This window comes from Streptomyces sp. NPDC055815 (assembly GCF_053616475.1).
Genome location: NZ_JBSHDU010000036.1, coordinates 1 through 11,290 on the forward strand (window position 1 = coordinate 1; position 11,290 = coordinate 11,290).

General features: G+C 71.3%; 10 protein-coding genes. 3 read left to right on the plus strand and 7 right to left on the minus strand.

The window, feature by feature from the left end:
* Positions 1–896, minus strand: an 896-nt coding sequence (locus tag ACWGN5_RS22645) for an acyl-CoA dehydrogenase family protein (protein WP_453518001.1), incomplete at its 3' end; no start/stop codon positions are given.
* Between the two features lie 125 nt (positions 897–1,021).
* Here ACWGN5_RS22645 and ACWGN5_RS22650 point away from each other — a divergent pair.
* Positions 1,022–2,347, plus strand: a complete 1,326-nt coding sequence (locus tag ACWGN5_RS22650; RefSeq protein ID WP_453518004.1) for a UDP-glucose dehydrogenase family protein — start codon at positions 1,022–1,024, stop codon at positions 2,345–2,347.
* Positions 2,348–2,409: 62 nt separating this feature from the next.
* Here ACWGN5_RS22650 and ACWGN5_RS22655 read toward each other — a convergent pair whose 3' ends face one another.
* The 4 genes from ACWGN5_RS22655 to ACWGN5_RS22670 form a co-directional block, all read right to left on the minus strand.
* Entirely contained in the window at positions 2,410–3,333 is a 924-nt protein-coding gene (locus ACWGN5_RS22655; protein WP_453518006.1) for a membrane dipeptidase, read from the minus strand.
* 121 nt (positions 3,334–3,454) lie between these two features.
* Positions 3,455–4,651: a dipeptidase gene (locus tag ACWGN5_RS22660; protein ID WP_453518008.1), complete on the minus strand. Its 1,197-nt coding sequence runs from the start codon at positions 4,649–4,651 to the stop codon at positions 3,455–3,457.
* The gene (gene purE, locus ACWGN5_RS22665) at positions 4,648–5,181 is read right to left on the minus strand and encodes a 5-(carboxyamino)imidazole ribonucleotide mutase (protein ID WP_453518011.1); all 534 of its coding nucleotides are present in this window, start codon (positions 5,179–5,181) and stop codon (positions 4,648–4,650) included. Before purE ends, ACWGN5_RS22660 begins: the two co-directional genes overlap by 4 nt.
* Complete coding sequence (locus tag ACWGN5_RS22670; protein ID WP_453518013.1) at positions 5,178–6,317, minus strand: 5-(carboxyamino)imidazole ribonucleotide synthase; 1,140 nt, start codon at positions 6,315–6,317, stop codon at positions 5,178–5,180. Before ACWGN5_RS22670 ends, purE begins: the two co-directional genes overlap by 4 nt.
* Positions 6,318–6,516: 199 nt before the next feature.
* Here ACWGN5_RS22670 and ACWGN5_RS22675 point away from each other — a divergent pair, with 199 nt between their 5' ends.
* Positions 6,517–7,032, plus strand: a complete 516-nt coding sequence (locus ACWGN5_RS22675; protein WP_453518015.1) for a GtrA family protein — start codon at positions 6,517–6,519, stop codon at positions 7,030–7,032.
* Between the two features lie 18 nt (positions 7,033–7,050).
* On the opposite strand, the gene ACWGN5_RS22680 is transcribed toward ACWGN5_RS22675, so the two are convergent.
* Positions 7,051–8,322, minus strand: a complete 1,272-nt coding sequence (locus ACWGN5_RS22680) for an ATP-binding protein (RefSeq protein ID WP_453518018.1) — start codon at positions 8,320–8,322, stop codon at positions 7,051–7,053.
* A 215-nt stretch (positions 8,323–8,537) separates the two neighbouring features.
* A complete protein-coding gene (locus ACWGN5_RS22685; RefSeq protein ID WP_041129540.1) occupies positions 8,538–9,215 on the minus strand; it encodes a response regulator transcription factor in 678 nt (225 codons plus the stop codon).
* Between the two features lie 427 nt (positions 9,216–9,642).
* Here ACWGN5_RS22685 and ACWGN5_RS22690 point away from each other — a divergent pair, with 427 nt between their 5' ends.
* Positions 9,643–11,178 (plus strand): peptide MFS transporter, encoded by a 1,536-nt coding sequence (locus tag ACWGN5_RS22690; RefSeq protein WP_453518020.1) that lies wholly within the window; start codon positions 9,643–9,645, stop codon positions 11,176–11,178.
* Positions 11,179–11,290: the final 112 nt, after the last annotated feature.

The following is an 11,290-nucleotide window of genomic DNA, read 5'->3' on the forward strand; positions in this document are numbered from 1 at the left end:
TCCAGCTTCATGGCCATGTCGGCGAGCATGAACTGCACGCCCTGGAAGTCGGCGATGGGCTTGCCGAACTGCTTGCGCTCCTTGACGTAGCCCTTGGCGTAGTCGAGGGCGCCCTGGGCGATGCCGATGGCCTGGGCGGCGATGGTGATGCGGGTGTGGTCGAGGGTCTTCATGGCGGTGGCGAAGCCGGTGCCCTCGGCGCCGATCATGCGGTCGGCGGGGATGCGGACGTTGTCGAGGTAGACCTCGCGGGTCGGGGAGCCCTTGATGCCGAGCTTCTTCTCCGGGGCGCCGAAGGACACGCCCTCGTCGGACTTCTCGACGACGAAGGCGGAGATGCCCTTGGAGCGCTTCTCCGGGTCGGTGACGGCCATCACGGTGTAGTACTCGGAGACGCCGGCGTTGGTGATCCACCGCTTGACGCCGTTGAGGACCCAGTAGTCGCCGTCGCGCACCGCGCGGGTCTTCATCCCGGCCGCGTCCGAGCCCGCGTCGGGCTCCGAGAGGGCGTAGGAGAACATCGCGTCGCCCTTGGCCAGCGGGCCGAGGTACTTGTGCTTGAGCTCCTCCGAGCCGGACAGGATCACCGGCAGCGAGCCCAGCTTGTTGACCGCCGGGATCAGCGAGGAGGAGCCGCACGCGCGCGCGACCTCCTCGATCACGATCACCGTGGCGAGGGCGTCCGCGCCCGCGCCGCCGTAGGTCTCCGGCACGTGCACGGCGTGCAGGTCGTTGGCGACCAGCGCGTCCAGGGCCTCCTGCGGGAACCGGCCCTCCTCGTCCACCGCCGCCGCGAACGGCACGATCTTCGCCTCCGCGAGGGCACGCACCGACTCGCGGAGCATGTCGTGCTCCTCGGAAGGCCGGTAAAGGTCGAAATCAGTCGAACCCGACACGCTCACTCACTCCCACGCTGCTAACTACCGTTAAGTAACCCAAATGGTAGGGCGTGACCCGGCCCCGGACCAGGGCACGACTATGCTCGGGCAGGCATTCCGCCCGACGTTCCCTGGAGTCCCGCATGGCCCTCAAGATCACCGTGATCGGCACCGGCTACCTCGGCGCCACGCACGCCGCGGCCATGGCGGAGCTGGGCTTCGAGGTGCTCGGCCTGGACGTCGTCCCCGAGAAGATCGAGATGCTGTCCGCCGGACGCGTCCCCATGTTCGAGCCGGGCCTGGAGGAACTGCTCGCGAAGCACGTGGCCGGCATCGAGGGATCGAGCGGCCGGCTGCGCTTCACCACCTCCTGGGAGGAGGTCGGCGCCTTCGGCGACGTGCACTTCGTCTGTGTGAACACCCCGCAGAAGCACGGCGAGTACGCCTGCGACATGAGCTACGTCGACGCCGCCTTCACCTCCCTCGCCGCAGTCGTACGCGAAGGGGCCCTGGTCGTCGGCAAGTCGACCGTCCCGGTCGGCTCGGCCGAGCGGCTCGCGGCGCTCCTCCCCGCGGGCGTCGAGCTCGCCTGGAACCCGGAGTTCCTCCGCGAGGGCTTCGCCGTCAACGACACCCTGCACCCGGACCGGATCGTCGTCGGCGTGCGCGGTGAGCGGGCCGAGAAGACCCTCCGCGAGGTGTACGCCGTACCGGTCGGCGAAGGCTCCCCGTTCGTCGTCACCGACTTCCCGACCTCCGAACTCGTCAAGACGGCCGCCAACTCCTTCCTCGCCACCAAGATCTCCTTCATCAACGCGATGGCCGAGGTCTGCGAGGCCGCCGGCGGCGACGTCGCCAAGCTCGCCGAGGCCATCGGCCACGACGACCGCATCGGCGCCAAGTTCCTGCGCGCCGGCATCGGCTTCGGCGGCGGCTGCCTGCCCAAGGACATCCGCGCCTTCATGGCCCGCGCGGGCGAGCTGGGCGCCGACCAGGCCCTGACCTTCCTCCGCGAGATCGACTCGATCAACATGCGGCGGCGCGGCCAGATGGTGGAGATGGCCCGCGAGGCCCTCGGCGGGTCCACCTTCCTGGGCCGCCGGGTCGCCGTGCTCGGCGCCACCTTCAAGCCCGACTCGGACGACGTCCGCGACTCCCCCGCGCTCAACGTGGCCGGCCAGATACACCTCCAGGGCGGCCAGGTGACCGTCTACGACCCGAAGGGCATGGTGAACGCCCGCAAGGTCTTCCCGACCCTCGGCTACGCCGACTCGGCCCTGGAGGCCGTGCGCGGGGCGGACGTGGTCCTGCACCTGACCGAGTGGCGCGAGTTCCGCGAGCTCGACCCGGCCGAGCTGGCCGCGGTCGCCGCCACCCGCGTGATCCTCGACGGCCGCAACGCCCTCGACGGGGAGCGGTGGCGGGCGGCCGGCTGGACGTACCGGGCGATGGGCCGCCCGACGGCCTGAGGCGTACTCACGCGAAACGGAGGGGCGCACCCGGTGCGTCCCTCCGTTTCGTATACGTACGGTCAGGCCGCGGCCGGCCGGATCCGGTTCGTCCGGGACAGGAACTCCGTCCCCCGCAGCGCCCGGGTGGCGTTGGCGTGCGCGAGGCCGACGAGTTCCTGGGCCGTCCAGCCCCGGCGGAGCAGCTCCGCGAAGAGCGGCACGTAGCCGGCGGCCGGGGCGGTGGTGCGGGAGACGCCCGTGCAGTGCGCGCCCGCCAGCGCCCGCACCCGGTCGAGGACGTCGGCGACGGCGGCCGGGTCCTCGGTGACCGTGACCATGAGGACGGCGCCGTTCTCGCCGAGGAGGCCGAGGACGTCGTCCGGCAGGGTCTCCGGTTCGGCCCGGGTGAGGAGCGCGGGGGCGCGGGTGACGGCGAGGGCGCGGCGGACCGTGTCCTGGTCGGCGCCGGAGAGGTCCACGGCCAGGCCGATGCGGTTCATCTCCCGTACGGCGTCCCTGGCGAAGCGGTCGAAGCGGTCGAGGTTCACCGCCCGTACGCCCAGGGCGTGGTAGGCCCGCAGGGTGGCCGCGGAGCCGCCGAGCGCCGTCCAGCTGACCGGGCCCAGCAGCGCGGCGACGCGGCCGCAGTCGCGGGCGTGGGCCAGCTCGGTGGTGGTGTACGCGAGGCGCAGGTCCTCGGGGCAGGTGGCGACGAGGACGCGGACGGAGTCGATCCGTCGCAGGGTCCCGATGACGCCCTCGTCCGACTCGGTGTGCAGCGACCAGAGTTGGGCCCCGGCCTCGGCGGCGCGGACGGGCGGCAGGTCCTCGGGGTCGAGGGAGTCGGGGAGTTCGGTGTGGCCCTCGGTGACGGGCTGCGCGGCGAGGAGCGCGCGGGCGCGGGCCGTCTCGTCGGGCGGTGGCGGTGCCTCCGGCGGATCGGGCTCGCCGGCGGCGGCAGGGACGGTGGAGAGAATGGGAGGGTCGTCTAGCAGTTCCGCCATGGTCTTACTCCGAACTCGGCGATGCAGTACCGCCCCGCCGAGAGCGGCGGGGCAGTACCGTCCACCGTGCCACCGGCCCCCTCGGGGGGCTCGGTGGGCTACGCCGACGGAGTGAGCGGGCTCACGGCGTGTCGAGCGCCTCGATCGTGGCGTTCGACGGGGCCGTACGGCTCCTCAGGTCGCGGGAGACCGCCTCCGCGTCCCGCAGCACCCGGACCGCGTTGGACCAGGTCAGCTTGGCGAGGTCCGGGCGGGACCAGCCGCGGTGCAGCAGCTCCGCGATCAGGTTCGGATAGCCGGCGACGTCGTCGAGACCGGCCGGGGTGAAGGCCGTTCCGTCGTAGTCGCCGCCGATGCCGATGTGGTCGATGCCGGCGGCCTCGCGCATGTGGTCGAGGTGGTCGGCGACCGTGGCGGCGGTGGCGATCGGGCGCGGGTTCGCCTCCTCGAAGGCGCGGTGCAGCTTCATCGCCTCGGGGGTGGTGTCGAGGTGGTCGAAGCCGTGCGCCCGGAGGTTCTCGTCCGCCCGCGCGGTCCACTCGACGGCCGCGGGGAGGATGAACTTGGGCACGAACGTGGCCATCGCGACGCCGCCGTTGGCGGGCAGCCGCTCCAGGACGTCGTCCGGGACGTTCCGCGGGTGGTCGCAGACCGCGAGGGACGAGGAGTGCGAGAAGATCACCGGCGCCGCCGTGGCGTCGAGCGCGTCCCGCATCGTCGTCGCGGCGACGTGCGAGAGGTCGACGAGCATGCCGGAGCGGTTCATCTCTCGGACGACCTGCCGGCCGAAGGCGGAGAGACCGCCGACGCCGGGCTCGTCGGTCGCCGAGTCCGCCCAGTCGTTGTTGTCGTTGTGCGTGAGCGTCATGTACCGCACGCCCAGGGCGTGCAGCGCGCGCAGGGTGGCGAGGGAGTTGTTGATCGAGTGGCCGCCCTCGGCGCCCTTGAGCGAGGCGATACGGCCCTGCTTCCGGGCCGCCTCCATGTCGTCCGCCGTCAGGGCCGGGGCGAGGTCGGAGGCGTAGCGGTCGAGGAGCTGGTCGACGATGTCGATCTGCTCCAGGGTCGCGCTGACCGCGTCGTCGCCGGCCAGCCGGCAGGGCACGTACACCGACCAGAACTGGGCGCCGACCCCGCCGGCCCGCAGCCGGGCGAGGTCGGTGTGGAGCGCGCCGGTCTGGTCCGCGCCGATGTCCATCCGGTCCAGGTCGTAGCGCACGTGCTCGCGCAGCGCCCAGGGGAGGTCGTTGTGGCCGTCGACGACGGGCGACGAGGCCAGGAGTTCCCTGGCCTCGTCGAGACGGTCCGCCGCGCTCACTTGGCGAAGCCGAAGGAGGCGGAGCCCTCGACCTTGGCGCGGAGCCGCTTGCCCTTCTCCGTGGCCTGGTCGTTGAGGTCCTGGAGGAACTCGGTCATCCGGGCGCGGAGCTCGGCGTCGCCCGCGGCGAGGATCCGGGCGGCGAGCAGGCCCGCGTTCCGCGCGCCGCCGACGGAGACCGTGGCGACGGGGATGCCGGCCGGCATCTGCACGATGGAGAGCAGCGAGTCCATGCCGTCGAGGTACTTCAGCGGCACGGGCACGCCGATGACCGGCAGCGGGGTGACGGAGGCGAGCATGCCGGGCAGGTGGGCGGCGCCGCCGGCGCCCGCGATGATCGCCTGGATGCCGCGGCTCGCGGCCTCCTCGCCGTACGCGATCATCTCGCGCGGCATCCGGTGCGCGGAGAGGACGTTCACCTCGTACGGGATCTCGAACTCGTCGAGGGCCTGCGCGGCGGCCTCCATGACGGACCAGTCGGAGTCGGATCCCATGGCGATGCCGACGACGGGGGCGGTGGCGGTGCTCATTCGGTGATGGTTCCTCGCAGATAGCCGGCGGCGTGACGGGCGCGCTCCAGCACGTCGTCGAGGTCGTCGCCGTAGGTGTTGACGTGGCCCACCTTGCGACCGGGCTTCACGTCCTTGCCGTACATGTGGATCTTGAGCTGCGGGTCCCTGGCCATGCAGTGCAGGTACGCGGAGTACATGTCCGGGTAGTCGCCGCCCAGGACATTGCACATCACGGTCCACGGCGCGCGCGGGCGCGGATCGCCGAGGGGCAGGTCGAGAACCGCCCGGACGTGGTTGGCGAACTGCGAGGTGATCGCCCCGTCCTGGGTCCAGTGGCCGGAGTTGTGCGGGCGCATCGCCAGTTCGTTGACGAGGATGCGGCCGTCCGTGGTCTGGAACAGCTCGACGGCGAGGTGGCCGACGACGCCCAGCTCCTTGGCGATCCGCAGGGCCAGCTCCTGGGCCTGCCCGGCCAGCTCGTCGTCGAGGTCGGGCGCGGGCGCGATGACCGTGTCGCAGACGCCGTCGACCTGGCGGGACTCGACGACCGGGTAGGCGACGGCCTGGCCGTGCGGGGAGCGGACGATGTTCGCCGCGAGCTCGCGGACGAAGTCGACCTTCTCCTCGGCGAGGACCTGGACCCCGGCGAGGAAGGGGTCGCGGGCGTCCTCGGGCGTGCGGACGAACCAGACGCCCTTGCCGTCGTAGCCGCCGCGCACGGTCTTGAGGATGATCGGGAAGCCGCCGACCTCGTCGGCGAAGGCCGCGGCGTCGGCCGGATCGGCGACGATGCGGTGCCGGGGGCTCGGCGCGCCGATCTCGTCGAGCTTGGCGCGCATCACCCCCTTGTCCTGCGCGTGCACGAGGGCCTCGCGGCCCGGGCGGATCACGACGCCGTCCGCCTCCAAGGCGGCCAGGTGCTCGGCGGGGACGTGCTCGTGATCGAAGGTGATCACGTCGCAGCCGCGCGCGAAGTCACGCAGCGTGTCCAGGTCGCGGTAGTCGCCGATGACGACCTCGCTCACCACCTGGGCCGCGGAGTCCTGCGGGGTGTCGCTGAGGAGCTTGAACTTGATGCCGAGGGGGATACCCGCCTCGTGGGTCATACGGGCGAGCTGCCCGCCTCCGACCATGCCTACTACGGGGAACGTCACCCTCTTAGGGTATCCGCACCATCCGGGAACACTCGTCCGGCTGTGGTTTGGCACAAGGTCCGAGCAGGTGTGACCTGGGTGGGTCACGGGTTGTCCACAGGTTTGCGCGGTACACAGGCGGGTGACAGGGGCGCTGGTTAGCATGGTTGGGTTGACGTCGCCCGGACGTCATCCGGACGGACGGGACAGAGCGATCACCATGAGTGAACCCGGCGCGCTGCGCATGCGACTCCAGGGGCTCTTCCGGGAGGTCGCCAAGTTCGGCGCCGTCGGCGCGGTCGGGGTCCTGGTCGACCTCGGGGTGTTCAACCTCGTGCGCCACTTCTCGGACCTGCCGGTCGTACGGGCGAGTGTCATCGCCACCGTGGTCGCGATCGCCTTCAACTACCTCGGCTTCCGGTACTTCACCTACCGGGACCGGGACAAGAGCAGCCGCGCCAAGGAGCTCTCCCTCTTCCTGGTCTTCAGCCTGGTCGGCCTGGTGATCCAGAACGGTCTGCTGTACGCGGCGACGTACGGCTTCGGCTGGGACACCCCGCTGCAGAGCAACTTCTTCAAGTTCTTCGGCATCGGCGTCGCGACGCTGTTCCGCTTCTGGTCCTACCGCACGTGGGTGTTCCGGGCGCTGCCGGCGAAGGAGGCGGTGCAGACCGCCGAATCGTTCCTGGAGCAGGCCCCGCAGCAGGCGACCCGCCGCCAGCCCGACCGCGTCTGATCCCTTCCCTCGCGGCGGCTACCGTACGGGGCGCTCCTGCGGCGCCTCCGCGACGCTCCTGACCTCCCGGCTCAGGAAGAGCGCGAAGACCGGCGGCTGCTGCTGGAGCAGCTCCAGACGGCCGCCGTCCGCCTCCGCCAGGTCCCGGGCGACCGCCAGGCCGATCCCGGTCGAGCTGCGGCCGCTCACCGCCCGCTCGAAGATCCGCGCGCCGAGGTCGGCGGGGACGCCCGGGCCCTCGTCGGTGACCTCGATCACCGACTGGTTGCCGGTGACGCGGGTGCGCAGGGCGACCGTTCCGCCACCGTGCATGAGCGAGTTCTCGATCAGGGCGGCGAGGACCTGGGCGACCGCGCCCGGGGTGCCGACCGCCCGCATCCCCTGCTTGCCCGAGTGCACGATGGCCCGCCCCGCGCTGCGGTAGGCCGGGCGCCACTCCTCGATCTGCTGCTTGACGACCTCGTCCAGGTCGAAGGCGACGGCGGAGCCGGTGCGGGGGTCCCGGGCGTTCGTCAGGAGCCGCTCCACCACGTCGGTGAGCCGCTCGACCTGCGTGAGGGCGATCGTCGCCTCCTCCTTGACCGTCTCCAGGTCGTCGGCGAGGGCCACCTCCTCCAGGCGCATGGAGAGTGCCGTGAGGGGCGTACGGAGCTGGTGGGAGGCGTCGGCGGCGAGCCGGCGCTCGGCGGTGAGCATCCGGGCGATGCGCTCGGCGGAGGCGTCGAGGACGTCCGCGACCCGGTCCAGCTCGGGCACCCCGTACCGCTTGTGCCGGGGCCGCGGATCGCCGGAGCCGAGGCGCTCGGCGGTCTCGGCGAGGTCGGTGAGCGGGGACGCCAGCTTGTCCGCCTGCCGTACGGCGAGGAGGACGGCGGCGACGACCGCGAGCAGGGCCACCGCGCCGATGATCAGCAGGGTGCGGCCGACCTCGGCGGTCACCGCGGAGCGGGACTCCTCGACGATCACGGTCTCGCCGCGCTCCCCCTCGGCGAGGCCCCGGATGACGTCGCCCTCGGGGCGGTCGCCGATCTCGATGGTGTCACGGCCGGGGATGCGGATCTGGGCGTACCGCTTGGCGCCGCCCTGCTCGGCGAGGATGTCCGGGTTGACCGGCTCGCCGCCGATCAGCCGGCTGTCGACGATGGAGACGAGCCTCAGCGCCTCCGAGTCCACGCTCTCCTGGGCGCTGCTGGAGATGGTGCGGGTCTCGACGATGACCAGGGAGACGCCGAAGACGGCGATGACGACGAGGACGACGGCGAGCGTGGAGTTGATCAGACGGCGGCGCATGGCTCCTCCGGAGGGCGGCTTGACGAGGATCAGTGTCGCAAGGCCCTGGAGCGGCGCGGTGCTCCTCCGGGGGGGGCTTGACGACGACCGATGCGGCAAGGCCCTGAAGGGGCGCGGGGAACTGCGCGAACGGCCCACGACGGCCGACGGCCGCGACACGGCGCGAACACCTACGGCGATGCGGCGCCCTGTCGGCCCCGCCCCAGCGGCAGCGCCTAGCTTTTCTCGAAGCGGAAGCCGACGCCTCGGACCGTGGCGATGTAGCGCGGGTTCGCCGCGTCGTCGCCGAGCTTCTTGCGCAGCCAGGAGATGTGCATGTCCAGGGTCTTGGTGGAGGACCACCACGTGGTGTCCCAGACCTCGCGCATCAGCTGGTCGCGGGTGACGACCCGGCCCGCGTCCCGGACCAGGACCCGGAGCAGGTCGAACTCCTTCGCCGTGAGCTGGAGCTCCTCGTCGCCCATCCAGGCCCGGTGCGACTCGACGTCGATCCGTACGCCGTGGGTCGCGGGGGCGGCGGCGGGCTCGGTGGAGCCGCGCCGGAGCAGGGCCCGGACCCGGGCGAGGAGCTCGGCGAGCCGGAAGGGCTTGGTGACGTAGTCGTCGGCGCCCGCGTCGAGCCCGACGACGGTGTCGACCTCGTCCGCACGGGCGGTGAGGACCAGGATCGGGACCGTGTGGCCCTCGGCACGCAGCCGGCGGGCGACCTCGAGGCCGTCCATGCCGGGCAGGCCCAGGTCGAGCACGACCAGGTCGACGCCGCCCTGGAGGCCGGCGTCGAGGGCGGTGGGGCCGTCCTCGCGGACCTCGACCTCGTACCCCTCTCTCCGCAGGGCGCGGGCCAGCGGTTCCGAGATGGATGCGTCGTCCTCGGCGAGCAGTACACGGGTCATGGGGTGATGGTAGTCCGGACGGTGCCCGGGCCGGGGCGGGATCCGACGGGCCCGAACGACCCCTGGGGATCTTGTGGGCATCCAGCAGATGACCTTCGAATGATCGCGTACGGTTCCTTCGTCACCTGTGATCCATCTCTCAAGTCCTTCCATATCCGGCACTGTCGTGTCGTATGGTGGCGACACGTCAGTAGCGGTATTCGGGGACCTTTGGCCAGCTTCGTGCGGCAAGGTCCTCTTTCTGCGTGAGGTCGGCTCAGCCCGACCTCGAGACGGTGAATGACCTGTGGGCCGGGTCCCGGGACGCGACAACGCGTCTCCCGGGGCGTGGATCCCGGTGGAGTCACACGACCCCCGCCGGTGCCGGCCTCCCCCACCGGGCGCACCACGCTCACAAGGCGTGCGTCCCGACAGAGCAAGGATCGACATGGCGTCCAGCCTGACGACGGCTTCCTCCGGCTCCGGAGGTTCCGCCGGGACCACTGGTTCCGAGAAGACGTTCTTCGGCCACCCCCGTGGTCTGGCCACCCTCTTCATGACCGAGATGTGGGAGCGTTTCTCCTACTACGGCATGAGGGCCCTTCTGGTTCTGTACCTGGTCTCCGGCGGCGCGGACGCGGCGACCGGCAGCCAGGGTGGCGGCCTCGCCATGACGGCGGCCACGGCGACGGCCATCTACTCGGTGTACGTCTCGATGGTCTACCTGATGGCCATGCCCGGCGGCTGGTTCGGCGACCGCGTCTGGGGCGCCCGCAAGACCGTCACCATCGCCGGTTTCGTGATCATGGCCGGTCACGCCTCGCTGGCCATCCCCGGCCAGGCGATGTTCTTCGTCGGCCTGGCGCTCGTCGCCGCCGGCTCCGGTCTGCTCAAGGCCAACATCTCCACGATGGTCGGCCACCTCTACGACGGCCCGGACGACCCGCGCCGTGACGGTGGCTTCACGCTCTTCTACATCGGCATCAACCTCGGCGCCTTCCTCGCCCCGCTGGTCATCGGCACCGTCGGCGAGAGCCACAACTGGCACCTGGGCTTCCTGCTCGCGGCCATCGGCATGGCCATCGGTCTGGGCCAGTTCCTGTTCGGCACCCGCCACCTGAGCGAGAAGAGCAGCGTGGTCCCGAACCCGCTGTCCGACGCCGAGCGCAAGTCCGTCCTCGTCAAGGTCTGCGCCACGATCGCCGTCGTCGCCGTCTTCTACGGCATCGTCGTCGCCGCCGGCATGTACACCCTGAACTGGGCGCTCGTCCCGATCACCCTCGCCGGTCTGCTCATCCCGATCGCCGTGATCGTCCGCATCAAGCGCGACAAGGACCTCGACAAGGCCGAGCAGTCGAAGGTCACCGGCTACATCTGGTTCTTCGTGGCCGCGGCCGTCTTCTGGATGATCTACGACCAGGGCGGCTCGACCCTGTCCCTCTTCGCGGACAGCAAGACCACCGACCACATCGGTCCGCTGAGCTTCCCGGCCACCTGGTTCCAGTCGCTCAACCCGCTCTTCGTCATGGCGCTGGCTCCGGTCTTCGCCTGGCTGTGGCTGTGGCTCGCCCGCCGCAACCAGGAGCCGAGCACCATCGTGAAGTTCTCGCTGGGCCTGGTGGGCATCGGCATCTCGTTCTTCGTCTTCCTGGCCCCGATCGGCATGGCCGGAGACGGCAAGGTCAGCCCGATGTGGCTGGTCGGGATCTACTTCATCCAGACCGTCGCCGAGCTGTGCCTCTCCCCGGTCGGCCTCTCCGTCACCACGAAGATGGCGCCGCAGAAGTACGCCTCGCAGATGCTGGGTGTCTGGTTCCTCGCCGTCACCGCCGGTGACTGCACCACGGGTCTGCTCTCCCTCGCGGGCGTGGACCTGAACGGCACCGGGATCATCGCGCTGCAGGCCGTGGCCGTCACGGTCGCCGCCGTCGCGGTCTTCATGTACCGCAAGAAGGTCAAGGCGCTCATGGGCGACGTCCACTGACGTCACCCGCCCCGCACGGAGGGCCCGTCCCCCCCCAGGGGGGGAACGGGCCGGCCTCCGGGGGCACCCCCACAGCCGCGCCCCGGGGGTGGAGGTGATGACCGCGCCGCCG

Coding starts and splice junctions, on each gene's coding strand:
- ACWGN5_RS22675 (WP_453518015.1), top strand. CDS start 6,517: ATGAGTGAACCCGGCGCGCTGCGCATGCGACTCCAGGGGCTCTTCCGG.
- ACWGN5_RS22655 (WP_453518006.1), bottom strand. CDS start 3,333: ATGGCGGAACTGCTAGACGACCCTCCCATTCTCTCCACCGTCCCTGCC.
- purE (WP_453518011.1), bottom strand. CDS start 5,181: ATGAGCACCGCCACCGCCCCCGTCGTCGGCATCGCCATGGGATCCGAC.
- ACWGN5_RS22680 (WP_453518018.1), bottom strand. CDS start 8,322: ATGCGCCGCCGTCTGATCAACTCCACGCTCGCCGTCGTCCTCGTCGTC.
- ACWGN5_RS22690 (WP_453518020.1), top strand. CDS start 9,643: ATGGCGTCCAGCCTGACGACGGCTTCCTCCGGCTCCGGAGGTTCCGCC.
- ACWGN5_RS22650 (WP_453518004.1), top strand. CDS start 1,022: ATGGCCCTCAAGATCACCGTGATCGGCACCGGCTACCTCGGCGCCACG.
- ACWGN5_RS22685 (WP_041129540.1), bottom strand. CDS start 9,215: ATGACCCGTGTACTGCTCGCCGAGGACGACGCATCCATCTCGGAACCG.